The following is a 24470-nucleotide window of genomic DNA, read 5'->3' on the forward strand; positions in this document are numbered from 1 at the left end:
TCGAAAGAAAAGAATACGCCCGTGTTTCCTGAATAGATTCACTTTTTTATCCAACCACACTTCAGCGCACTGCGTTTAAAAAATGCCTCATTCTTATGCGGAATATCATCATTTCATCATGATGTCTTTGATGAGCGGTGAACACAATACACTTGCGCTGTCTCTTCAGGATGAATCCCCTGGTCTGGTGCCTGTGGGCTGATGTTGCAGCAAAGCTAAGGTCGCTTAAACGCTACTCAGTATTCACTTTTCAGAGGATGAAATTTATGAACAGGACCAGTCTCCATTATTGTCGCCGCTCAGTACTTTCCTTATTGATATCTGCCTTGATATATGCCCCGCCCGGGATGGCGGCCTTCACTCCTGATGTTATTGGTGTGGTAAACGATGAGACTGTAGATGGCAGCCAAAAAGTAGATGAACGAGGTACAACAAATAACACTCATATTATCAACCATGGCCAGCAGAATGTTTATGGTGGGATATCTAATGAAAGTCTTATTGAATCTGGTGGATATCAAGATATAGGACGTCATAACAATTATGTGGGGCAGGCTAATAATACAACCATTAACGGGGGCAGACAGACAATTCATGACGGGGGTATTTCCACAGGTACAATAATCGAGAGTGGCAATCAGGACGTTTATACAGGTGGTATCAGCAATGGAACGACAATTAAGGGGGGTAATTCACACATAAGTGGGGGGACTGCGAATGGAACAATCATTGATGGTGGCAGCCAACGAGTAACAACTCAGGGGCATGTCGACAGTACAACGATAAATAAGTCTGGCTCTCAGGACGTAGTACAAGGAAGTCTGGCAACGAACACAACCATAAATGGTGGTCGACAGTATGTTGAACAGAGCACAGTAGAAACAACCACCATCAAAAATGGCGGTGAGCAAAGAGTATATGAGAGCCGTGCGCTGGACACTACGATTGAAGGCGGAACTCAGTCTCTGAATAGTAATTCAACGGCAAAAAATACGCAGATCTATTCTGGTGGTACGCAAATTGTTGATTACACCAGCACCTCGGATGTTATTGAAATTTATTCCGGTGGCGTGCTTGATGTTAGAGGTGGTATGGCAACAAATGTTACTCAGCACGATGGAGCCGCTTTAAAAGTAACGACTTACGATTTGACGGTGAGCGGTACGAATAGTGAAGGGGCATTCTCCATCCACAATAACGTGGCAGACAATGTGTTGCTGGAAAACGGTGGTCATTTAGACGTATATGGTTCGGCAACCAGGACGATAATTAAAGATAAAGGAACAATGTCAGTTTTAACGAATGCTAAAGCTGATGCGACCCGAATAGATAATGGCGGGGTTATGGATGTCGCCGGAAACGCGACCAATACCATAATCAATGGTGGTACACAGAATATTAATAATCATGGTATTGCCACTGGCACCAATATCAACAGTGGAACGCAAAATATCAAGAGCGGCGGGAAAGCTGACACGACAAATATCTCCTCCGGGAGCCGGCAGGTTGTTGAGAAAGATGGTACGGCAATTGGCAGCAATATTAGCGCCGGAGGCTCGCTGATTGTCTATACCGGTGGTATTGCACATGGGGTTAACCAGGAGACGGGTAGTGCTTTAGTTGCCAACACGGGCGCAGGGACTGATATTGAAGGATACAACAAGCTCTCTCGCTTCACTATTATCGGAGGGGAGGCTAATTATGTTGTGCTGGAAAATACCGGCGAACTGACGGTAGTGGCTAAAACCTCGGCGAAAAATACTACCATTGATGCTGGCGGTAAGCTGATTGTCCAGAAGGAGGCTAAAACAGATAGCACCAGACTTAATAATGGTGGCGTTCTGGAGGTTCAGGACGGTGGTGAGGCTAAGCATGTTGAGCAACAATCCGGCGGCGCATTAATTGCTTCCACGACCTCCGGAACACTTATCGAAGGAACCAACAGTTATGGTGATGTTTTCTACATCAGGAATTCAGAAGCTAAAAATGTAGTGCTGGAAAACGCTGGCTCATTAACAGTCGTTACTGGTTCCCGGGCAGTTGATACGATTATTAACGCCAACGGCAAAATGGATGTTTATGGAAAAGATGTTGGCACTGTACTCAATAGTGCGGGCACCCAAACAATATATGCCAGTGCCACTTCTGATAAAGCAAATATCAAAGGTGGCAAGCAAACGGTATATGGTTTAGCCACTGAGGCAAATATCGAAAGTGGTGAACAAATTGTTGATGGTGGGTCAACAGACAAAACGCACATCAATGGCGGCACGCAAACCGTTCAGAATTATGGTAAGGCAATCAATACCGATATCGTCTCTGGCCTACAACAAATTATGGCAAACGGGACAGCGGAAGGTTCCATTATTAATGGCGGTTCACAGGTAGTTAATGAGGGGGGGCTGGCTGAAAACTCGGTGCTTAATGACGGCGGCACACTCGATGTGCGGGAGAAAGGCAGCGCAACGGGGATACAGCAAAGTAGCCAGGGCGCGTTGGTTGCAACCACCAGGGCGACGCGGGTCACAGGGACACGCGCTGATGGCGTCGCGTTCAGCATCGAGCAGGGTGCGGCGAACAATATCCTGCTGACAAATGGCGGCGTGTTAACCGTGGAGTCAGACACCTCTTCCGCCAAAACACAGGTCAATGCGGGCGGGCGGGAGATCGTCAAAACAAAAGCCACTGCGATTGGCACGATGCTTACCGGCGGTGAACAAATCGTCGAGGGTGTGGCGAATGAGACAACGATTAACGACGGCGGAATACAAACAGTTTCGGCTAACGGAGAGGCAATAAAAACAACGATCAATGAAGGCGGTACGCTGACAGTCAACGATAATGGCAAAGCGACAGATATCGTCCAGAACAGCGGTGCCGCTCTCCATACGAGCACGGCTAACGGTATTGAAATCAGCGGTACTCACCAGTACGGTACCTTTTCCATTGCCGGCAATTTAGCGACCAATATGTTGCTGGAAAATGGCGGTAATTTATTGGTATTAGCAGGTACCGAAGCCCGTGACTCCAAGGTTGGCAAGGGTGGTGCAATGCAAAACCTGGGTCAGGACTCCGCCACAAAGGTTAACTCTGGCGGGCAATATACCCTTGGGCGGTCAAAAGATGAGTTTCAGGCTCTGGCCCGGGCAGAAGATCTCCAGGTCGCTGGCGGGACGGCAATCGTCTATGCAGGTACGCTGGCGGATGCATCGGTCAGTGGCGCGACAGGAAGCCTGTCGTTAATGACGCCACGGGATAATGTTACGCCAGTTAAACTCGAAGGGGCGATCCGGATTACCGATAGCGCGACATTAACTATCGGAAATGGCGTCGATACGACGCTTACCGACCTGACGGCTGCCAGCCGGGGCAGTGTCTGGCTTAACAGCAATAATTCCTGTGCAGGTACCAGCAACTGCGAATATAGAGTAAACAGTTTGCTCCTCAACGACGGTGATGTTTATTTATCAGCACAAACAGCAGCGCCTGCCACAACTAACGGTATCTACAATACGCTGACAACCAGTGAACTTTCCGGCAGCGGTAATTTCTACCTGCATACCAACGTTGCAGGCTCCCGGGGCGATCAACTGGTCGTCAACAACAACGCCACTGGTAATTTTAAAATCTTTGTTCAGGATACCGGCGTCAGCCCTCAGTCTGACGACGCGATGACGCTGGTGAAAACAGGGGGAGGGGATGCTTCGTTTACGCTGGGTAATACCGGCGGTTTCGTTGATCTTGGGACCTATGAGTATGTCCTGAAAAGCGACGGCAACAGCAACTGGAACCTGACCAATGATGTCAAACCCAACCCGGACCCCAACCCAAATCCGAAGCCGGATCCAAAACCAGACCCAAAACCGGATCCGAAACCAGACCCGACTCCCGATCCAACGCCGACACCCGTCCCGGAGAAACGCATCACGCCTTCTACGGCAGCCGTACTCAATATGGCAGCAACATTACCGTTGGTCTTTGATGCTGAGCTAAACAGTATTCGCGAGCGGTTGAACATGATGAAAGCGAGTCCACACAACAATAATGTCTGGGGGACGACGTATAACACCCGTAATAATGTTACCACCGATGCGGGTGCCGGGTTTGAGCAGACGCTGACCGGAATGACGGTGGGGATCGATAGCCGTAATGATATTCCTGAGGGGATTGCGACGCTGGGCGCTTTTATGGGTTATTCCCATTCACATATCGGTTTTGATCGTGGAGGACATGGCAGTGTGGGCAGTTATTCTCTGGGGGGCTATGCCAGCTGGGAACATGAAAGTGGTTTCTATCTGGACGGTATCGTGAAGCTGAACCGCTTTGAAAGTAACGTAGCCGGTAAAATGAGCAGCGGTGGAGCCGCCAACGGCAGTTATCGCAGCAACGGGCTGGGCGGTCACATTGAAACCGGGATGCGATTTACCGATGGTAACTGGAACCTGACGCCGTATGCATCGTTAACGGGGGTCACCGCTGATAACCCCGAATATCATTTATCCAATGGTATGGAATCGAAACCAGTCGATACCCGCAGTATATATCGTGAACTGGGCGCAACGCTGAGTTACAACATGCGTCTGGGGAACGGCATGGAAGTTGAGCCGTGGCTGAAGGCGGCTGTGCGCAAAGAATTTGTCGATGATAACCGGGTGAAAGTGAATAATGACGGTAATTTTGTCAATGATTTGTCGGGCAGACGTGGAATATACCAGGCAGGTATTAAAGCCTCATTCAGCAGTTCGTTAAGCGGGCATCTCGGGGTGGGGTATAGCCATGGTGCCGGTGTGGAATCCCCGTGGAACGCAGTGGCTGGTGTGAACTGGTCGTTCTGACCATCAACGAAAAAGCCCACATCTGTGGGCTTTCATATCACCAGGAGCTGCGGCTCCTTTGCGTATCCTTTTATGTCTCCTCACCGTCTGGTCGGTGTCCTGCTGAGACTGCTAACTTCCTGTTTTTATTGGTGTTGTCCTTACACCGTCCAATCATGATTGGTGGAGCTGGCGGGAGTTGAACCCGCGTCCGAAATTCCTACATCCTCGGTACTACATGCTTAGTCAGTCTTTACATTCGCTTGCCAGCTGCGGACGGACACGCCACTAACAAACTAGCCTGATTAAGTTTTAACGCTTCAACCCCAGGCAGGGCTTCCACGCGATCTCTTTTGGGTTTGACCTCTCTTGATCCCCGTCCTAAGAGCTGAGGCTAGGGAGAGAGGGCTCTAAGCAGGTTATTAAGCTGCTAAAGCGTAGTTTTCGTCGTTTGCGACTATTTTTTGCGGCTTTTTACGAGGCCAACCGCCCCTCGGCATGCACCTTGGGTTTCGCAAATCCCGTCGAATCCAGAATCAGCCCCAATGTGTAACGGTAAGTATACCAGATTCATGAGTGCCATGACCAGCCTCAATGGCGTTATCATTAAAGATTTAGCACCCATGTAGCCTGATTTTCATTCGATTAAGCAATGGGATGGCAACATTTGTGTCGGAAGTGATAGCCAATAAGATGTTCATTCGCGCCGCCGGAGAGGGAGGCGCGGTGAGGAACTGGTCAATAATTGCAGTGCAGGTTTAACGGTGGGCGTTTTTCATGATACGCGCTTTATCCACCTGCCATTCGCGTTCTTTGATATCTGAACGTTTATCATGCTGTTTCTTACCTTTGGCGACGCCGATTTTCACTTTGCACCAGGCATTTTTCCAGTACAGGGAGAGCGCCACTACGGTATAGCCTTCTCGATTGACGCGACCGTACAATGAGTCCAGTTCGCGCTGGTTGAGAAGTAACTTGCGGGTACGGGTAGGATCGCACACCACATGCGTGGAGGCCACAGCCATTGGCGTGATGTTAGCGCCAAACAGAAATGCCTCTCCGTCACGCAGAAGGACGTAGCTGTCGCTGATATTGGCTTTTCCTGCGCGCAGGGATTTAACCTCCCAGCCTTGCAGGGCAAGTCCCGCCTCGAACTCTTCTTCGATAAAGTATTCGTGACGGGCGCGCTTGTTAAGCGCGATGGTCGCTGAACCAGGTTTATGTGCTTTTTTCTTCGTCATAAGCGTCGTGAATCATCGGTAATCTGAAATCGAAAACACCCCATATCAATCCTGCGGGGGACAAGGCTCTATCTTAGCATGAACCCGATGTTACCCAGCGCCGGGATAGCGTTTTTTTTACAGCAGGATAAATGATATTATTTGTTGGATTTTTGTTGATGGAAATTGTTATGCCTCAGATTAGCCGGACCGCACTGGTACCCTACAGCGCGGAGCAAATGTATCAGTTAGTGAATGACGTTCAGTCTTATCCTCAGTTTTTGCCGGGTTGTACCGGAAGTCGGATTCTGGAGTCCACTCCTGGGCAGATGACTGCGGCGGTAGATGTCTCTAAGGCTGGGATCAGCAAAACGTTTACTACCCGCAACCAGTTGACCAGTAACCAAAGTATTCTTATGAATCTGGTGGATGGGCCGTTCAAGAAATTGATCGGTGGATGGAAGTTTACGCCGCTGAGCCAGGAGGCGTGTCGTATCGAGTTTCATCTCGACTTTGAGTTTACCAATAAGTTGATTGAACTCGCCTTTGGTCGCGTGTTTAAAGAGCTGGCGGCTAATATGGTCCAGGCTTTTACGGTTCGTGCGAAAGAGGTTTACAGTGCCAGGTAAAATTGCCGTTGAGGTGGCTTATGCGCTACCTGAGAAGCAGTACCTGCAGCGTGTGACGCTGCAGGAGGGTGCGACGGTTGAAGAAGCTATTCGCGCCAGTGGCTTGCTGGAATTGCGTACCGATATCGATTTAACTAAAAACAAAGTCGGCATTTACAGCCGTCCGGCCAAACTGAGCGATACGGTGCATGATGGCGATCGGGTGGAGATTTATCGTCCTCTCATTGCCGATCCGAAAGAGCTTCGCAGGCAACGAGCAGAAAAATCAGCGAATAAATAACAGACAGAAAAAAGGTGCTCATTGAGCACCTTTTTTAACCTCTTTGAGAGCAACTTTATTATTAGTTACCACTCAGCGCAGGTTTGTTATCAATGTTGGTCAACACACCGCTACTGTTAAAGGTCAGCGTCAGCGTTTGCTGCGTTACACCTTCATGACCAGGTTGCTGGCGGAAGACATAGAACCAGGTATTCGTACCAAATGGATCGGACATCAGCGGTGTACCCAATGCGTACGCAACTTGTTGTTGCGTCATGCCAACACGTATTTTGGATACGTCGTTAGCGGTCAGATAATTCCCCTGGTTGATGTCAGGACGGTAAACCACTCGCTCCAGAGTGGAACAGCCTGCGGTCAACATCAATAGTACTGCTGCTGCAGCAGTCAGCGTTTTACAGCGCATAGTGATTTGATTCCTTTTCGGGCCCGAGCAGTACGTGGCTCATCTGTAATATGCCGATGATAATAGACCTTTCATCACTTTAAAACCTTTTGCTTTCCGGTCCTACGGCGTTTTGCTGTTTACTCTGACCGTGAAGCAGGAAAAAAGTTTACGCCGCAAGCAGTTCTTTCGCATTCGCCAGTGTGTTACGTGTGACTTCACTGCCACCAAGCAGGCGCGCCAGCTCTTGTAACCGCGCTTTTTTGTCCAGCGACTCCATATGCGTTTCTGTCATCGCACCATCGGTTTCTTTGCTGACAAAATAGTGTTGATGACCACATCCCGCGACTTGTGGCAGGTGGGTAACACACATCACCTGAGTTGATTCGCCGAGTTGACGCAGCAGTTTGCCAACAACTGCCGCTGTTGGGCCGCTAATCCCTACATCCACTTCATCAAAAATCAGTGCCGGGGTTTCCATTTTACGCGCCGTGATGACCTGAATTGCCAATGCGATGCGTGACAATTCACCACCGGATGCGACTTTGGCAATAGGCTGCATTGGCTGACCTGGGTTGGTGGTTACCCGAAATTCAATACGATCGGCGCCGTCAGCGCCCAGGTGATGCTCGTCAAATTTAACATCAATCGTAAACTGCCCATGCGGCATAGAGAGTGCATGCATACTGTCGGTGATCAGCTGTGCAAGTTCTTCTGCATAGTGCTGGCGTTGCTGGTGTAATGCGTTCGCGGTTTCTAGTGCCTGCTGATGATGTTTCGTTACCGCCAGCGCGAGCGTTTCTTGTGAGTCGGCCTGATCGTCCAGTTGCTGCTGTTCTTCCAGTAGCGACTGGTAATACTGTGGCAATGCCTCAGGGCTGACGTGATGTTTACGTGCCAGCGAAATCTGTTTTGAGATGCGCTGTTCAAGTTCAAACAGTCGGTTAGGATCGAGGTCCAGACGATCGCAGTAGTGGCGCAGTTCATCGCTGGCTTCAGCAATCTGGATGGTAGCTTCTTCCAGCATATCAAGTACGCCGGACAGTTTGCTGTCCATGCCAATCAATTCGCTTACCAGTTGTTTAGCCGTGTAAAGCTGACTTTGCAGGTTTGCGTCTTCACCATCGGCCATTAATGCCAATGCATTCTGGCTGGTGGTCAGCAATTGACCGCTGTTCGCCAGACGTTTGTACTCTTCGTCGATTTGCTCAAACTCTCCGGGCTGCGGATTAAATTCGTTAAGTTCTTTTAATTGGTATTGCAGCAGCTCCGCACGGGCAGCACGTTCCTGACTTAACTGTTGATGATGCGCGAGGTCACGGCAGCTTTGATGCCACAACTGATAACGTGCGGTCATTTCCTGAAGTAGAGAGGTTTCATTGGCATAGCCATCAAGCAGGAATTTTTGGTGCTCAGGTTTGGTGAGTAATTGATGAGCGTGCTGACCATGGATCTGAATCAGCAACTGACCCAGTTCGCGCAGTTGTGACAGAGGAACCGCTGTACCGTTGATGAAACCACGGGAGCGACCATCGCTGCTGATTACGCGACGAAGCAAACATTCATGCCCGTCTTCAAGCTGGTTTTCTTCCAGCCAGCGCAGGGCCGCTGGCGTATCTTTCAGAGAAAAACGGGCGCACAGGTCGGCACGAGCAGCGCCGGTACGCACCATGTCGGCTTCAGCGCGACCACCGAGACAAAGGCCGAGGGCATCTATTGCAATAGATTTACCCGCGCCGGTCTCGCCAGTTATTACGGTCATGCCGCTATGAAAATCAATCTCAAGCTCACGAACGATAGCAAAGTTGCTGATGGTCAGTTGTGCCAACATAGTTGTTTTCCTGTATGAAAAACCATTACTGTTATTGTGTACAGTATAAACTGGTTTTATATACAGTAAAGAGGCTGGCGTAAAATTAGAATAATTTTTTTGACCAGCTGAGCTTGGTGCTTAATGTATTGAAATAACTGTAATCTTTCGGATGAATCAGATTCAGATGGTAATCACAGCGACGAATCAGGACATCTTCACCTTCCTGAATCGGCAGTGCTATCTGGCTGTCGCAACTGATTTCCAGGTCGTTACGGCGATGCGAAAAACGCAGACGGATCGTGCTGCTGCTGTTTATGACCAGTGGTCGTGCTGACAACGTATGCGGGAACATGGGCACCAGGGTAATCGCATCCAGAGAGGGTGTGAGAATAGGACCGCCCGCAGAGAGGGAATAGGCGGTGGAGCCTGTTGGCGTCGAAATAATCAGTCCATCGGAACGCTGAGAAAACGCAAAGATCTCGTCGATATACACTTCGAACTCAATCATATGCGCCACTTTGCCAGGATGAAGTACCACTTCGTTAATCGCGGTGCTGATGCGTTTCTGGCAATCTTGCTGACAAACTTGCGCTTCCAGCAAAAAACGTTTCTCGCTGATGTAGTGGCCTTCCAGCACATCGGCTAATTGTTGCTGGGCGTTATCGGGGTCAAGGTCAGTCAGGAAACCCAGGTTGCCACGGTTGATTCCAATAACTTTAATATCGTAACGGGCGAGTGTGCGCGCCGCGCCCAGCATATTACCGTCGCCACCAACGACTACCGCGAGATCTGCCAGTTGCCCAATCTCCGCGAGCGTGCCAGTTTTCACATTCTTCAGTTGCAGTTCGTGAGCGATTTGTTGCTCAACGATGACCTCGTAACCTTTTGTGCACAGCCAGCGGTAGAGCATTTCATGTGTTGTCAGTGCAGTGGGGTGCCGTGGGTGTCCCACAATGCCAATACACTTGAAATGATTATTCATTTTTCCGAGGTCCTTGTTGCGAAGATTGATGACAATGTGAGTGCTTCCCTTGAAACCCTGAAACTGATCCCCATAATAAGCGAAGTTAGCGAGATGAATGCGAAAAAAACGCGGAGAAATTCATGAGTAGTAAAGAACAGAAAACGCCTGAGGGGCAAGCCCCGGAAGAAATTATCATGGATCAGCACGAAGAGATTGAGGCAGTTGAGCCAGAAGCTTCTGCTGAGCAGGTGGATCCGCGCGATGAAAAAATTGCGAATCTCGAAGCTCAGCTGGCTGAAGCCCAGACCCGTGAACGTGACGGCATTTTGCGCGTAAAAGCCGAAATGGAAAACCTGCGTCGTCGTACTGAACTGGATATTGAAAAAGCTCACAAATTCGCGCTGGAGAAATTCATCAACGAATTGCTGCCGGTGATTGATAGCCTGGATCGTGCGCTGGAAGTGGCTGATAAAGCTAACCCGGATATGTCCGCGATGGTTGAAGGTATTGAGCTGACGCTGAAGTCGATGCTGGATGTTGTGCGTAAGTTTGGCGTTGAAGTGATCGCCGAAACCAACGTCCCACTGGACCCAAATGTGCATCAGGCCATCGCAATGGTGGAATCTGATGACGTTGCGCCAGGTAACGTACTGGGCATTATGCAGAAAGGTTATACGCTGAACGGTCGTACGATTCGTGCGGCGATGGTGACTGTAGCGAAGGCAAAAGCTTAATTTCTGCTTTCGTAATAAATCACGGCCCAGCATGCGAATGCCGGGCCGTTTTTTTACTCCGCCACACTCTCGCGCAGCGGTTTCACAGGAAAAACTTTTACCTGCTTAATCATATTATCCTGTACGTCGAGAATATCGATATCGTACTCGCCAATACGCACGCGGGTGCCAGCGACAGGGATCTCTTCCAGAGCTTCAAGAATGACGCCATTAACCGTGCGGGCATCGTCTTCAGGTAGATGCCAGTTAAAGGCTTTGTTGATTTCTCGCACGTTGGCGGTGCCATCGATAATCACCGAACCGTCGTTTTGCGGCGTGACCTCTTCGGCAAGTGTTGGCGACATCGAGGTAGTGAAATCGCCGACAATCTCTTCCAGAATATCTTCAACCGTCACCAGCCCCTGAATGTCTCCATACTCGTTGACGACCAGGCCGACTTTCTTTTTGTTGCGCTGAAACTTCACCAACTGCGTGCTGAGCGGCGTACCTTCCGGGACAAAATAGATCTCGTCCGCGGCGCGTAGCATGGTTTCTTTGGTGAACTCTTTTTTCTCCGACATGAGTCGCCAGGCTTCACGCACACGCAGCATACTGATGGCGTCGTCCAGCGAATCACGGTAGAGCACGATGCGCCCGTGAGGTGAGTGGGAGAGTTGGCGCAGAATCGATTTCCAGTCATCGTTGATATCAATACCGATAATTTCACTGCGCGGCACCATGATGTCATCGACGGTCATCTTTTCCAGATCGAGTACCGAAAGCAGCATATCCTGATTGCGACGGGAAATTTGTGAGCGCGATTCGTGCACGATGGTGCGCAACTCTTCTTTGCTCAAAGAGCCGCTAACCACGATATCGGTTTTGATACCCATCATGCGCATCAGCATACGGGTGATAGCATTCAGCAACCAGACCAGCGGCATCATCAAAATTTGCAGCGGAGCCAGCAGAAAACTACTCGGATAAGCGACTTTTTCCGGGTACAGCGCGGCAATGGTTTTCGGCAATACCTCAGCAAATACCAGTACGACAAAAGTCAGCACACCAGTTGCAATTGCCACGCCCGCATCGCCGTACAAACGCATCCCAACAATAGTGCCGAGCGCGGAGGCAAGAATATTGACCAGGTTATTGCCGATTAACACCAGGCTAATCAGGCGGTCTGGCTTACGCAGCAATTTTTCGACGCGTTTGGCCGAGCGATTACCCTGTTTCGCCATATGTCGCAGACGATAGCGGTTGAGGGTCATCATTCCGGTTTCGGACCCGGAAAAATAGGCTGAAATGACCACCATGATGATCAGAATAATGATCAACGTAGTAGTAGAAATGTGTTCCAGGGGAAACTCCTTTTCTGGGTTTAGCTGATTAACTGCTGGACAATTCGGCTGCCGAAGTAGGCCAGTGTCAGGATGACTGCACCCGCAACGTTAAACCAGACGACGCGGCGTCCACGCCATCCTTCATGATAATGTCCCCACAGCAGCACAATATAGACAAACCACGCCACGATAGAGAGCACGGCCTTGTCGATATTTTCCATGCTAAATAAGTTGTGCATGTAGAACAGGCCAGTGCAAAGCGTGAGCGTTAGCAGCACCACGCCAATCTGCGTGATGTGGAACATTTTACGCTCGATACTCATCAATGGCGGCATTTCCTGGTTAAACGCCAGCTTCTTGTTCTTCAGTTGGTAATCAATCCACGCCAGTTGCAGCGCGTACAGGGCGGCGATAATCAGCGTGGCATAGGAAAAGAGCGATAAGCCAATGTGCACCAGCATCCCAGGCGTAGCTTCCAGATGGGTGATGTATTCATTGGGCATGAAGGTTGCCAGCGCCAGGTTGATAAGCGCAAAGGCATAGACAATGGGTAGCAGCAACCAGCCACGATTGCGAGAAGCCACAATGGTCATTACCGTACAGATCATCAAACTGACCAATGAACCAACGTTCAGCAGGCTGAGGTTTTGTCCGCTATCACCGTCGGGCAGGATGCGGGCTTCCAGAGCGATTGCGTGGCAGACCAGCGCAATGACCGCAGAAATAATAGCCATGCGCCGCCAGCCGCCGTTTTTTTGCAGCAGACCGGGAACAATCAGCGCAAGACTGACGGAGTAGGCGACAAGCGCGAGCAGAGCAAAAACGGGCATAGTGATGTCGACAGTTTGAGCAATAAGAAAGAGAAGCAGTATAGCGTCAGGTGAACGCTGCTCCAACCGTTGCATAACAACAAAGACGCCTTCATGTTATACTGCGGCAAAATACTGATGATGTGTCGCGATTGCGGCCAACCGTTTCCACCCCAGGCGAGAGACAATGTTTGATAATTTAACCGATCGTTTGTCGCGCACGCTGCGCAATATCAGTGGCCGTGGACGCCTCACTGAAGACAACGTAAAAGATACGCTGCGCGAAGTGCGCATGGCGCTGCTGGAGGCGGACGTCGCTCTGCCGGTAGTGCGTGAGTTTATCAATCGCGTAAAAGAGAAAGCGGTTGGTCATGAAGTTAATAAGAGCCTGACGCCGGGGCAGGAGTTCGTCAAAATTGTCCGTAACGAACTGGTTGCGGCGATGGGCGAAGAGAACCAGACCCTGAACCTGGCTGCGCAACCGCCTGCGGTCGTGCTGATGGCGGGCCTGCAAGGTGCCGGTAAAACAACCAGCGTTGGTAAACTCGGTAAGTTCCTGCGCGAGAAGCACAAGAAGAAAGTGCTGGTGGTTTCTGCCGACGTTTATCGTCCGGCGGCAATCAAACAGCTTGAGACGCTGGCAGAGCAGGTGGGCGTTGATTTCTTCCCTTCTGATGTTGGTCAGAAGCCGGTAGATATCGTTAACGCGGCGCTGAAAGAAGCCAAACTGAAATTCTACGACGTGCTGCTGGTGGATACTGCCGGTCGTCTGCACGTTGACGAAGCGATGATGGACGAGATCAAACAAGTCCATGCATCGATTAATCCGGTTGAAACCCTGTTTGTGGTTGATGCCATGACTGGTCAGGATGCGGCCAATACGGCAAAAGCATTCAATGAAGCGTTACCGCTGACCGGTGTGGTACTGACTAAAGTCGACGGCGATGCTCGTGGCGGTGCGGCGCTCTCTATTCGTCACATCACTGGCAAACCGATCAAGTTCCTCGGTGTTGGCGAGAAAACCGAGGCGCTGGAGCCGTTCCATCCGGACCGCATCGCTTCCCGTATTCTCGGCATGGGCGACGTACTGTCGCTGATCGAAGATATCGAAAGCAAAGTTGACCGCGCGCAAGCTGAGAAATTAGCCAGCAAGCTGAAAAAAGGCGACGGCTTCGATCTCAATGACTTCCTTGAGCAACTGCGCCAGATGAAAAATATGGGCGGCATGGCCAGCCTGATGGGCAAACTGCCGGGCATGGGGCAGATCCCGGATAACGTCAAGTCGCAGATGGACGATAAAGTGCTGGTGCGTATGGAAGCCATCATCAACTCGATGACGATGAAAGAGCGCGCTAAGCCAGAAATCATCAAAGGTTCGCGTAAGCGTCGTATCGCCGCCGGTTGCGGTATGCAGGTGCAGGACGTTAACCGTCTTCTGAAACAGTTCGACGACATGCAGCGCATGATGAAGAAAATGAAGAAGGGCGGAATGGCGAAGATGATGAGAAGCATGAAGGGGATGATGCCGCCGGGATTTCCTGGTCGCTAAATGACCTTATGCGACAGAGTTATTAACTGCTGATTGCATTTTCTCCAGAAATCAGTAAAATTTTCGGGCTTTTAATATGACACCGGACTCCGTTCCTCGATGGGGTCCGGTTGTTTTATTCACACAAGAGGATGTTATGGTAACTATTCGTTTAGCACGTCACGGCGCTAAAAAGCGTCCGTTCTACCAGGTTGTTGTCGCTGACAGCCGTAATGCACGCAACGGTCGCTTCATCGAGCGCGTTGGTTTCTTCAACCCAATCGCTAGCGAAAAAGAAGAAGGCACTCGCCTGGATCTGGATCGCATCGCTCACTGGGTTGGCCAGGGCGCAACTATTTCTGATCGCGTTGCTGCGCTGATCAAAGAAGTAAACAAAGCAGCTTAATCTGTCACGGTGGTCATGATGAGCAAACAACTCACCGCGCAAGCACCTGTTGATCCCATCGTTTTGGGAAAAATGGGTTCGTCTTACGGTATTCGTGGGTGGCTCAGAGTGTTTTCTTCCACCGAAGACGCCGAAAGCATTTTTGACTATCAGCCCTGGTTTATCCAGAAGGCGGGTCAGTGGCAGCAAGTCCAGCTGGAAAGCTGGAAGCACCACAATCAGGACATGATCATCAAGCTGAAAGGCGTTGACGATCGTGATGCGGCGAACCTGCTGACGAATTGTGAAATTGTCGTGGATTCATCGCAGTTGCCTCAGCTTGAAGAGGGTGACTACTACTGGAAAGACCTGATGGGCTGCCAGGTAGTAACCACTGAAGGCTACGATCTCGGTAAAGTCGTCGATATGATGGAAACCGGATCTAATGACGTTCTCGTCATTAAGGCAAACCTGAAAGATGCGTTTGGTATCAAGGAACGTCTCGTACCGTTCCTCGATGGGCAGGTTATCAAGAAAGTCGATCTCACTACTCGTTCAATCGAAGTAGATTGGGATCCTGGTTTTTAAACCACCGGATAAACGGTAAAAGACGGCGCTATGTGGATTGGCATAATTAGCCTGTTTCCTGAAATGTTCCGCGCAATTACCGATTACGGGGTAACTGGCCGGGCAGTTAAAAATGGCCTGCTGAGCATCCAGAGCTGGAGTCCTCGCGACTTCACGCATGACCGGCACCGTACCGTGGACGATCGTCCTTACGGCGGCGGACCGGGGATGTTAATGATGGTGCAACCCTTGCGGGACGCCATTCATGCAGCAAAAGCCGCGGCGGGTGAAGGCGCAAAGGTGATTTATCTTTCACCACAGGGACGCAAGCTTGATCAAGCGGGCGTCAGCGAACTGGCAACGAATCAAAAATTGATTCTGGTGTGCGGTCGCTACGAAGGTATAGATGAGCGCGTGATCCAAACCGAAATTGACGAAGAATGGTCAATCGGCGATTACGTTCTCAGTGGTGGTGAGTTACCAGCAATGACGCTGATTGACTCCGTTTCCCGGTTTATTCCGGGAGTACTGGGACATGAAGCTTCGGCAACGGAAGATTCCTTTGCTGAAGGATTGCTGGATTGCCCGCACTATACGCGGCCTGAGGTGTTAGAAGGGATGGAAGTTCCGTCAGTGTTACTGTCGGGCAACCATGCCGAGATACGTCGCTGGCGTTTGAAACAGTCGCTGGGCCGTACCTGGCTTAGAAGACCTGAACTTCTGGAAAACCTGGCTCTGACTGAAGAGCAAGCAAGGTTGCTGGCGGAGTTCAAAACGGAACACGCACAACAGCAACATAAACATGATGGGATGGCGTAAGCCCCCGAGATATCAGTTTACCCAGGATAAGAGATTAAATTATGAGCAACATTATTAAGCAACTTGAACAAGAGCAGATGAAGCAGGACGTACCTTCCTTCCGTCCGGGTGATACCGTGGAAGTGAAAGTATGGGTTGTTGAAGGTTCCAAAAAACGTCTGCAGGCATTCGAGGGCGTGGTTATCGCTATTCGTAACCGCGGTCTGCACTCTGCATTCACTGTTCGTAAAATTTCCAACGGCGAAGGCGTTGAGCGTGTCTTCCAGACTCACTCTCCGGTAGTTGACAGCATTTCTGTCAAACGTCGTGGTGCTGTTCGTAAAGCTAAACTGTACTACCTGCGTGAGCGTACTGGTAAGGCTGCTCGTATCAAAGAGCGTCTTAACTAAGATTTCGCTTAAGCGACATCCTGTTAAGAAGGGCTGGCCAATTGGCTGGCCCTTTTTTTATCTGTTTGCTCGTGTTTAAGGGGTAGTAATCACCACTGCGACGCGGCGGTTCTCGGCGCGGCCCTGGGCGGTCTTGTTACTGGCTATGGGATATTTTTTTCCTAAACCCTGTGTGGTGAGATTGCTGCGCGGAATTTGTCCACCCATAGCCCATGCATCGGCCACGACATTCGCCCTTTTCAATGATAAGCCTTCGTTGTAACTATCTTCACCATAGTTATCGGTGTGTCCATCCATACGGGCATGCGTTAGCCCTGTCGAGGCCAATTTGGCTGCCATGGTTTGGATCTGTTGCTGGCTTTCCGGGAGCAATTTGTAGTCATTTTTTGCGAACAGAATGGCATCTGATAAGCCCAGCGACCAGTCGCCGGCGGATTCAGTAAATCCATAAGATTGCATAGCGGCGACTTGCTCAGGAGTAAACTTTCCCTGAGGGGACTGGCAGCCAGTCAGTATTAGTGAGGTGAAAATCAGGGGTGCTACCAGGTGCTTTATCATATCGATATATCCTTGTTATCTCACCAGCTTTTCGGCACGCTGGTGTTTGGCCTGATACATATTGTGATCGGCCAGCTCTTGTAATTTTTCCGCAGAGGCATGCTCAATGGTCATCGCGTAACCAATGCTTAATGTCATGGTGGTCTGATGACCATTATGAAGATCAAACGGGCGATTAAAGATTTGTGTCAGTGCTGAGCATATCTGCTGCACTTCAGATTCCGACTGTACATCATAGAGCACCATCGCGAATTCATCGCCGCCCAGGCGGTATGCTTTATGTCGCAGCCCGCCAAATTCAGCTAACCGTTTTGCGATTTCAATCAAGACTCTATCGCCCGTCGCATGACCCCAGGTATCATTGATATATTTGAAATTATCGCCATCAAGAAATAGTAACGCCGACGTTTTTCGGGCATCGGAACTGTTCATCAACGTGTTGATACCGCTACGAAACGCTGCGCGGTTAGCCAGCCCGGTTAATGGGTCATGTAGTGCGGTACGTAGAAGCTGCGCATTTTTGGCCTGTAAACGAATCTGCCACTCTTCCATTTCATCCAGCAGACTGTTGAAGTCGAGAGCGAAGCGGTGAAACTCTGCGATACGTTCTTCCGAAACTCGTCGGGAAAAATTGCGGTTGGAACGCACATCATGTACGACATCGGTGATGTTTTTTAACGCTTCAACCAGACCATTGTGCAAATGGCGGGTGAGGGTAATTGCGATGCCTGATGCCAGCAGAATACAACCGGTCAGGACAGCGAGCGAAAACCAGATAAAATGGCTGATCGAGCTGTCGCGAGCGGTTAAGCGTACTTCGCCAATGGTTTCACCATTGTGACGAATCGGCTGAATGATGGGGGCAGGGAAGAGCCAGTGGCTTATGAAATTACTGAAAGTATCGCCTGGATCCTTACGGGTGTAATGCCAGGATGCCAGAATATTTTGCTGCTTATCACGCACTTCTGCAGTTGAAAATTGGCCTTGCTGCCCCAGCGCTGCCAGTGTTTCAGTTGCTGCAGGGCCATCGGCAAAAACGACCGCTGCTTCCAGACTGTAAGTCATTGTTGCTGCTGTCAGTGCCAGGTTTTTTTGCGCGTACTGTTTCAGGGTCAGCACCGAGGTCACGGAAAGCAGCAACCAGATCAGCATCATAGTGATAAATATGCTGGTCATACTGATGTTGCGTAATGCTCTTTTAAACGTGGGGCGCTTATTAAGAGAATTATCGTTATCCATCATTTTTCTTCCGTGCGAGCATTAAGACATCCGGGTTGACCTTTACACCGCTACGCGATAAGGCATCCAGGTTTACGGCAAATCTGACGTCATTATTGTGGATGATCAGACAAAAGGCGCTACCAATAATGCACTCGGTATTTTGTTCGGCAATTAATAATAACGCCTTTGACGGATAATGTTCGGTTAATTCCATCTGGAATGTCGGTGACTCGTTGCCAAAATAAAAACCATTGCAGCCTGAAATCATCGCCTCTTGTTGAGTGTGAATGATGACAGGTAGATAAGGCAAAGATGTCGTGCCATTCTCTTGTAGGGCGTTACTAAAATGTGAAGATGAAAAGATACATAACTTTGGTGGCCCTGATAGCGCAGGCCAGCGGGTGTAACTGACAATACCGGAAACCATCATACGCACGTTTTTCGCAACGTCAGAAGGTTCCTGAGCGAGTATTGGTGCTCCCGTCAGCAGGAGAATCAGCAGTAAGAACAGTCGGTGAGAAAAACGCATTCAGGGATCCTCACCATCTTCGCTCGAAATGCATCGATATTTTTTCAGAATGCTCATTAAAATATCATTCTTTCATGCGGTCGTCATCAATGTGAGAAATAAAACACAATGAGTAGAATCTCATGTTTAATTTATTTGTGGGGGTTTAATTAATTTAATCGTATTGTGCTGGCATTTTCATCAGCCCCTTTTTGCCATACTTCATGCAGTTGGCTGGCATTTTCAACATTGTTGCAGCTGGCAGGAAAGCTTTTACCGGAAAGTCCTCGGGCATAAGTAAAATCGGTCTGGCAAGTTTTCTTTTGTCCTTCGGCATATCCTTTAAGGTATAGACCGCGATCCGCCTGTGAATCGCTAAATGCATCGTCATCTTTTATGGCGTTGCCCGATATCGCATCTTCCATACCAACATCATACCAGTCGGTGCTGGTCAAGGTTGGCGCGTGAGTATAAGGATCAATCTGACATCCGCTAACCAGTAAAGCCAACAAGGGGGCGATAAACTTTTTCATCATTTCTTTCTCCTTTTTCAAAGCATAGCGGATTGTTTTCAAAGGCGGTGTAAATTTATTTATACATAAACAAGGGTTAAAAGCGCGGATAAATTGCTTGTGTAAATAAAAATGTACGAAATATGGATTGAAAACTTTACTTTATGTGTTATCGTTACGTCATCCTCGCTGAGGATCAACTATCGCAAACGAGCATAAACAGGATCGCCATCATGCAAAAAGACGCGCTGAATAACGTACATATTACCGACGAACAAGTTTTAATGACTCCGGAACAACTGAAGGCCGCTTTTCCATTAAGCCTGCAACAGGAAGCCCAGATTGCTGACTCGCGTAAAACCATTTCAGATATTATCGCCGGGCGCGATCCTCGTCTGTTGGTAGTATGTGGTCCTTGTTCCATTCATGATCCGGAAACTGCTCTGGAATATGCTCGCCGATTTAAAGCCCTTGCCGCAGAGGTCAGCGATAGCCTCTATCTGGTAATGCGCGTCTATTTTGAAAAACCCCGTACCACTGTCGGTTGGAAAGGGTTGATTAACGATCCCCATATGGATGGCTCTTTTGATGTAGAAGCCGGGCTGCAGATCGCGCGTAAATTGCTGCTTGAGCTGGTGAATATGGGACTGCCACTGGCGACGGAAGCGTTAGATCCTAATAGCCCGCAATACCTGGGCGATCTGTTTAGCTGGTCAGCAATTGGTGCTCGTACAACGGAATCGCAAACACACCGTGAAATGGCCTCCGGGCTTTCCATGCCGGTTGGTTTTAAAAACGGCACCGACGGCAGCCTTGCAACGGCTATTAACGCTATGCGTGCCGCCGCCCAGCCGCACCGTTTTGTTGGCATTAACCAGGCAGGGCAGGTGGCGTTGCTACAAACTCAGGGGAATCCGGACGGGCATGTGATCCTGCGCGGTGGTAAAGCGCCGAACTATAGCCCTGCGGATGTTGCGCAATGTGAAAAAGAGATGGAACAGGCGGGACTGCGCCCGTCTCTGATGGTAGATTGCAGCCACGGTAATTCCAATAAAGATTATCGCCGTCAGCCTGCGGTGGCAGAATCCGTGGTTGCTCAAATCAAAGATGGCAATCGCTCAATTATTGGTCTGATGATTGAAAGTAATATCCACGAGGGCAATCAGTCTTCCGAGCAACCGCGCAGTGAAATGAAATACGGTGTATCCGTCACCGATGCCTGCATTAGTTGGGAAATGACCGATGCCTTGCTGCGTGAAATTCATCAGGATCTCAACGGGCAGCTGACGGCTCGCGTGGCTTAAGAGGTTTATTATGGTTGCTGAATTGACCGCATTACGCGATCAAATTGATGAAGTCGATAAAGCGCTGCTGAATTTATTAGCGAAGCGTCTGGAACTGGTTGCTGAAGTTGGCGAGGTGAAAAGCCGCTTTGGACTGCCTATTTATGTTCCGGAGCGCGAGGCATCTATGCTGGCCTCGCGGCGTGCAGAGGCGGAAGCTCTGGGTGTACCGCCAGATCTGATTGAGGATGTTTTGCGTCGGGTGATGCGTGAATCTTACTCCAGTGAAAACGACAAAGGATTTAAAACGCTTTGTCCGTCACTGCGTCCGGTGGTTATCGTCGGCGGTGGCGGTCAGATGGGACGCCTGTTCGAGAAGATGCTGACACTATCGGGTTATCAGGTGCGGATTCTGGAGCAACATGACTGGGATCGAGCGGCTGATATTGTTGCCGATGCCGGAATGGTGATTGTTAGTGTGCCAATCCACGTTACTGAGCAAGTTATCGGCAAATTACCGCCTTTACCGAAAGATTGTATTCTGGTCGATCTGGCATCGGTGAAAAATGGACCATTACAGGCCATGCTGGCGGCGCATGATGGTCCGGTGCTGGGGTTACACCCGATGTTCGGCCCGGACAGCGGTAGCCTGGCAAAGCAAGTTGTGGTCTGGTGTGATGGACGTAAGCCGGAAGCATACCAATGGTTTCTGGAGCAAATTCAGGTCTGGGGCGCTCGGCTGCATCGTATTAGCGCTGTCGAGCACGATCAGAATATGGCGTTTATTCAGGCTCTGCGCCACTTTGCTACTTTTGCTTATGGGCTGCACCTGGCAGAAGAAAATGTTCAGCTTGAGCAACTTCTGGCGCTCTCTTCGCCGATTTACCGCCTTGAACTGGCGATGGTTGGGCGACTGTTTGCTCAGGATCCGCAGCTTTATGCCGACATTATTATGTCGTCAGAGCGTAATCTGGCGTTAATCAAACGTTACTATAAGCGTTTCGGCGAGGCGATTGAGTTGCTGGAGCAGGGCGATAAGCAGGCGTTTATTGACAGTTTCCGCAAGGTGGAGCACTGGTTCGGCGATTACGCACAGCGTTTTCAGAGTGAAAGCCGCGTGTTATTGCGTCAGGCGAATGACAATCGCCAGTAATAATCCAGTGCCGGATGATTCACATCATCCGGCACTTTTTCATCAGGTTGGATCAACAGGCACTACGTTCTCACTTGGGTAACAGCCCAATACCTTCATCGAACGGGTGATTTCCCCTAACTCTTTCAATGCTTTTTGCATTTCCGCTGATTCAAGATTGGCCTGAATATCCAGATAAAACATCTCTTCCCACGGATTACCGTGAATCGGACGTGATTCCAGACGGGTCATAATTAGACTGTGGTTGCGCAGTACCAGCAACGCTTCAACCAGTGCACCAGCTTGTTGTCCCGTCGCCATTAACAACGTCGTTTTCGCCGGAACCTGGTCAGAAACGTTAATGGCTTTACGTGCCAACACCACAAATCGGGTGAAGTTTTGTCGCTGATTCGCTTCAATACGCTCCAGTACCTGCAAACCGTACAAAGTGCCGCCAGCTTCGCTTCCCAACGCAGCAACATGCGGTGATTTTGCCTGTGCAACCTTTTCCATTGCCGCAGACGTACTTTCGGTATATTCAATCTTCCAGTGCGGATAACGATTAAGGAATTTGCTGCATTGCTGGAATGGCTGCGGATGGCTGTAGACCGTATTGATGGTGGATAAATCAGTAGTGCCGGAGACCAACAAACAATGGTCGATAGTTAACGTCATCTCGCCAACAATCGACAAACTGGTATGTTGCAGCAGATCGTAAACGTCGTTTATGGCACCGGAGCTGGTATTTTCAATCGGTACGACGGCATAGTCGGCCTGGCCGGTTTCCACCTGATTAAAAATATCGGCAAATTTGGCGCAGCCACTTTCAATGAATTGCTCAAAGTGACGGGCAGCATACTGGCGCGCCGCAAGATGGGAATAAGAACCTTTGGGGCCGAGAAAAGCGATGCGTGCTGAGTGCGGATTAATTTTATTGAGATGTTGCTGGAGCAAAGCCTGCTGAGTTAATACGGAATCTTCAATGATGAGCTGGAACAGGCGAGTAATGTAATGGGCGTCCAGATGGTGCGCTTTACCGAGCGTAATTAATCTTTCCAGCAAATCGCGTTCACGATCAATATCACGTACCGGGCGATGCGAGAGCAGTTTGGCTTTTCCCACCTCGACGGCCAGTTCGCGTCGCTCTGCCAGTAATGCTAATAATTTTTCATCCAGCGCGCTGATTTTCTCTCGCAGCGCCAGTAACGGGTTTTCCGATGTCATAGTGTTGCCTTTTTGTTATCAATAAAAAAGGCCCCCCGATTTGGGAGGCCTTATTGTTCGTCTTCGCATTCTGTTTCACACGACGAAACGCCTCCCATTCAGGGGAAGGTAAAAAAGAATGCGAAGAAAAACGGTGTGTGTTTCATGTTTGTTTCCTTAAGTGACTTTAGTACAGTACCCGTACTGTTTTCACGCTGTCAACAAAAAACGCGCCCGAAGGCGCGTTGGCGATACACTCAATATAAAGGACTACTCTTCTTCAACTTCTTCGACGAAGTTGGCGTCTTTCACCGATGTTGCGGCACGACGTGCTTCGCCTTTGTGCTGCAGTTTATTGAGCTGCCGTTCCAGCTTGTTGATCAATTCGTTAATTGCGGTGTACATATCTTCATGTTTACCACTGGCAACCAGAACGCCGTTAGGTGTATTGATTGTGGCGTCAGCAACAAACCCTTGTGGCTCTTTGGACAGAATGATATGTGGATTAATCAGATGTGTTTGCCATTTTTCCAGTTTGGCGAGACGGTCTGCGACATGTTGGCGGATGGCCGGAGTAATTTCCATTTGTTTGCTGGTAATGTTCATTGTCATAAATTTTACCTCTTGTCTTCCCGTCTTGGTGAATTCAGCATACCGTTCCTGATGTCAAAATGTGTGATGGAAATCTCATAATTTTGTCACTTTTTGTCAACGAATCTTTTTTGTGAGAAATCGCAGGAAGAGGTGTTTTTTTACTTGAGGAATATCTCAAAGCGAGCCATATTTGATGAGATCGATAGTGACTAAATCGCTTCAGTTTCACAACTAACAGAATAAAAAAACGGCAGCTCAAGGGCTGTAATGCCAGTCAGTTAAGCAACTGACTGGCTCTTTTTCGGGGCTGTGGGGTATTTCCAGGGCCTCTCCTTTACCACTCTCGGGAAGGCCCTTTCCCTTCTTGTCGGTAATTTCACAAGTTGTCCCATACTTGCAAGATCGCGCATCAGCTCCGGTATACGTCCCGGTGAAGCGCCCTGCAATGTCATCAGCATTCTCATCACCATTCCACATGATTCTGAGAAACTCAGTTGATTCGGCCAGTAACCTTTCAGATATTCCGCCATTTTAATCATCTGATATCTCACCAGATTATAAGCCAGTAAGACACCCCACAGCTCTTGCTCCACAAGCTCCGGTTTTTTACTTCTCAGCGTCAGCCTGCTCAGTTGCATCGTCTGTTTTATCTCCCTGTATCCCAGTTCGATTTCCCAGCGATGACTGTACAGATCCGCCATTTCTCCTCCGGGGAAGCGCATGGCGTCCGTCATCGACGTCAGCAGATGGCAGACTTTTCCTTTGCGCGTCACGGTCAGCAGGCGGGCTGTCACTTCATTTCCC

The 24470-nt window shown here is 49.6% G+C and carries 26 protein-coding genes, 1 other RNA gene and 1 other annotated feature; of the genes, 12 read left to right on the plus strand and 15 right to left on the minus strand.

Features of this window, described 5'->3' with window-relative positions; all coding sequences use genetic code 11:
* Window positions 1-82: 82 nt before the first annotated feature.
* Complete coding sequence (locus ACJHYW_RS21555) at window positions 83-202, plus strand: hypothetical protein (protein ID WP_001120794.1); 120 nt, start codon at window positions 83-85, stop codon at window positions 200-202.
* A gap of 64 nt (window positions 203-266) precedes the next feature.
* The gene (gene ypjA / locus ACJHYW_RS21560) at window positions 267-4835 is read left to right on the plus strand and encodes an adhesin-like autotransporter YpjA/EhaD (protein ID WP_410233378.1); all 4569 of its coding nucleotides are present in this window, start codon (window positions 267-269) and stop codon (window positions 4833-4835) included.
* 160 nt (window positions 4836-4995) lie between these two features.
* On the opposite strand, the gene ssrA is transcribed toward ypjA, so the two are convergent.
* Window positions 4996-5358: a transfer-messenger RNA gene (gene ssrA / locus ACJHYW_RS21565) on the minus strand.
* Window positions 5359-5572: 214 nt separating this feature from the next.
* On the minus strand, window positions 5573-6055 hold the full coding sequence (gene smpB, locus ACJHYW_RS21570) for an SsrA-binding protein SmpB (RefSeq protein ID WP_000162574.1): 483 nt from the start codon (window positions 6053-6055) through the stop codon (window positions 5573-5575).
* Window positions 6056-6225: 170 nt separating this feature from the next.
* On the opposite strand from smpB, the gene ratA reads away from it, so the two are divergent.
* Both ratA and ACJHYW_RS21580 read left to right on the plus strand, forming a co-directional pair.
* Window positions 6226-6663, plus strand: a complete 438-nt coding sequence (gene ratA / locus ACJHYW_RS21575) for a type II toxin-antitoxin system toxin RatA (protein WP_001300750.1) — start codon at window positions 6226-6228, stop codon at window positions 6661-6663.
* Complete coding sequence (locus tag ACJHYW_RS21580) at window positions 6653-6943, plus strand: RnfH family protein (protein ID WP_001117840.1); 291 nt, start codon at window positions 6653-6655, stop codon at window positions 6941-6943. Before ratA ends, ACJHYW_RS21580 begins: the two co-directional genes overlap by 11 nt.
* 61 nt (window positions 6944-7004) lie before the next feature.
* Here ACJHYW_RS21580 and bamE read toward each other — a convergent pair whose 3' ends face one another.
* The 3 genes from bamE to nadK form a co-directional block, all read right to left on the minus strand.
* Window positions 7005-7346 carry an outer membrane protein assembly factor BamE gene (gene bamE / locus ACJHYW_RS21585; RefSeq protein WP_001203437.1) on the minus strand — a complete coding sequence of 114 codons (342 nt, stop codon included), beginning with the start codon at window positions 7344-7346 and terminating at the stop codon, window positions 7005-7007.
* A 148-nt stretch (window positions 7347-7494) separates the two neighbouring features.
* Window positions 7495-9156 carry a DNA repair protein RecN gene (gene recN / locus ACJHYW_RS21590; RefSeq protein WP_000880914.1) on the minus strand — a complete coding sequence of 554 codons (1662 nt, stop codon included), beginning with the start codon at window positions 9154-9156 and terminating at the stop codon, window positions 7495-7497.
* A gap of 85 nt (window positions 9157-9241) precedes the next feature.
* Entirely contained in the window at window positions 9242-10120 is an 879-nt protein-coding gene (gene nadK, locus ACJHYW_RS21595) for an NAD(+) kinase (protein ID WP_094314816.1), read from the minus strand.
* 122 nt (window positions 10121-10242) lie between these two features.
* Between nadK and grpE the strand changes: the two genes are divergently transcribed.
* Complete coding sequence (gene grpE / locus ACJHYW_RS21600; protein WP_001296310.1) at window positions 10243-10836, plus strand: nucleotide exchange factor GrpE; 594 nt, start codon at window positions 10243-10245, stop codon at window positions 10834-10836.
* A 53-nt stretch (window positions 10837-10889) separates the two neighbouring features.
* Here the strand turns inward: grpE and ACJHYW_RS21605 are convergent, their stop codons facing one another.
* Window positions 10890-12176, minus strand: coding sequence for an HlyC/CorC family transporter (locus ACJHYW_RS21605; RefSeq protein WP_010723175.1), 1287 nt, complete (start codon window positions 12174-12176; stop codon window positions 10890-10892).
* Between the two features lie 20 nt (window positions 12177-12196).
* On the minus strand, window positions 12197-12988 hold the full coding sequence (locus ACJHYW_RS21610; RefSeq protein ID WP_001338897.1) for an inner membrane protein YpjD: 792 nt from the start codon (window positions 12986-12988) through the stop codon (window positions 12197-12199).
* 166 nt (window positions 12989-13154) lie between these two features.
* Between ACJHYW_RS21610 and ffh the strand changes: the two genes are divergently transcribed.
* The 5 genes from ffh (at window position 13155) to rplS (ending at window position 16655) form a co-directional block, all read left to right on the plus strand.
* On the plus strand, window positions 13155-14516 hold the full coding sequence (gene ffh / locus ACJHYW_RS21615; protein ID WP_000460035.1) for a signal recognition particle protein: 1362 nt from the start codon (window positions 13155-13157) through the stop codon (window positions 14514-14516).
* Between the two features lie 136 nt (window positions 14517-14652).
* On the plus strand, window positions 14653-14901 hold the full coding sequence (gene rpsP / locus ACJHYW_RS21620; RefSeq protein ID WP_000256450.1) for a 30S ribosomal protein S16: 249 nt from the start codon (window positions 14653-14655) through the stop codon (window positions 14899-14901).
* A gap of 18 nt (window positions 14902-14919) precedes the next feature.
* Complete coding sequence (gene rimM / locus ACJHYW_RS21625) at window positions 14920-15468, plus strand: ribosome maturation factor RimM (protein ID WP_000043335.1); 549 nt, start codon at window positions 14920-14922, stop codon at window positions 15466-15468.
* A gap of 30 nt (window positions 15469-15498) precedes the next feature.
* Complete coding sequence (gene trmD / locus ACJHYW_RS21630) at window positions 15499-16266, plus strand: tRNA (guanosine(37)-N1)-methyltransferase TrmD (protein WP_000264781.1); 768 nt, start codon at window positions 15499-15501, stop codon at window positions 16264-16266.
* A gap of 41 nt (window positions 16267-16307) precedes the next feature.
* On the plus strand, window positions 16308-16655 hold the full coding sequence (rplS, locus tag ACJHYW_RS21635; RefSeq protein ID WP_000065253.1) for a 50S ribosomal protein L19: 348 nt from the start codon (window positions 16308-16310) through the stop codon (window positions 16653-16655).
* A gap of 75 nt (window positions 16656-16730) precedes the next feature.
* Here rplS and ACJHYW_RS21640 read toward each other — a convergent pair whose 3' ends face one another.
* The 4 genes from ACJHYW_RS21640 to ACJHYW_RS21655 all read right to left on the minus strand — a co-directional run bounded on the left by ACJHYW_RS21640 (window position 16731) and on the right by ACJHYW_RS21655 (window position 19478).
* Entirely contained in the window at window positions 16731-17213 is a 483-nt protein-coding gene (locus ACJHYW_RS21640; RefSeq protein ID WP_000589828.1) for an OmpA family protein, read from the minus strand.
* Between the two features lie 15 nt (window positions 17214-17228).
* Window positions 17229-18455 (minus strand): diguanylate cyclase DgcN, encoded by a 1227-nt coding sequence (gene dgcN / locus ACJHYW_RS21645; protein WP_000969022.1) that lies wholly within the window; start codon window positions 18453-18455, stop codon window positions 17229-17231.
* Window positions 18445-18963 (minus strand): YfiR family protein, encoded by a 519-nt coding sequence (locus ACJHYW_RS21650; RefSeq protein ID WP_001212385.1) that lies wholly within the window; start codon window positions 18961-18963, stop codon window positions 18445-18447. Before ACJHYW_RS21650 ends, dgcN begins: the two co-directional genes overlap by 11 nt.
* A gap of 149 nt (window positions 18964-19112) precedes the next feature.
* Window positions 19113-19478, minus strand: coding sequence for a DUF2799 domain-containing protein (locus tag ACJHYW_RS21655; RefSeq protein ID WP_001353010.1), 366 nt, complete (start codon window positions 19476-19478; stop codon window positions 19113-19115).
* Window positions 19479-19687: 209 nt separating this feature from the next.
* Here ACJHYW_RS21655 and aroF point away from each other — a divergent pair, with 209 nt between their 5' ends.
* On the plus strand, window positions 19688-20758 hold the full coding sequence (gene aroF / locus ACJHYW_RS21660; protein WP_001168045.1) for a 3-deoxy-7-phosphoheptulonate synthase AroF: 1071 nt from the start codon (window positions 19688-19690) through the stop codon (window positions 20756-20758).
* Window positions 20759-20768: 10 nt separating this feature from the next.
* The gene (gene tyrA, locus ACJHYW_RS21665) at window positions 20769-21890 is read left to right on the plus strand and encodes a bifunctional chorismate mutase/prephenate dehydrogenase (protein WP_000225221.1); all 1122 of its coding nucleotides are present in this window, start codon (window positions 20769-20771) and stop codon (window positions 21888-21890) included.
* Window positions 21891-21932: 42 nt separating this feature from the next.
* Here tyrA and pheA read toward each other — a convergent pair whose 3' ends face one another.
* The 4 genes from pheA to ACJHYW_RS21685 form a co-directional block, all read right to left on the minus strand.
* Window positions 21933-23093, minus strand: coding sequence for a bifunctional chorismate mutase/prephenate dehydratase (pheA, locus tag ACJHYW_RS21670; protein WP_000200124.1), 1161 nt, complete (start codon window positions 23091-23093; stop codon window positions 21933-21935).
* Between the two features lie 21 nt (window positions 23094-23114).
* Window positions 23115-23240 (minus strand) — a sequence feature (Phe leader region).
* Window positions 23192-23239 (minus strand): pheA operon leader peptide PheL, encoded by a 48-nt coding sequence (gene pheL / locus ACJHYW_RS21675; RefSeq protein WP_001386991.1) that lies wholly within the window; start codon window positions 23237-23239, stop codon window positions 23192-23194. Its footprint overlaps the feature before it by 48 nt.
* 102 nt (window positions 23241-23342) lie before the next feature.
* Window positions 23343-23684, minus strand: a complete 342-nt coding sequence (gene raiA, locus ACJHYW_RS21680; protein ID WP_000178456.1) for a ribosome-associated translation inhibitor RaiA — start codon at window positions 23682-23684, stop codon at window positions 23343-23345.
* Between the two features lie 260 nt (window positions 23685-23944).
* Window positions 23945-24470, minus strand: a 526-nt coding sequence (locus tag ACJHYW_RS21685; protein ID WP_410233379.1) for a transposase, incomplete at its 5' end; no start/stop codon positions are given.

The sequence above is a fragment of the Escherichia sp. WS3063 genome (genome assembly GCF_046486595.1).
Classification (GTDB): Bacteria; Pseudomonadota; Gammaproteobacteria; order Enterobacterales; family Enterobacteriaceae; genus Escherichia; species Escherichia coli.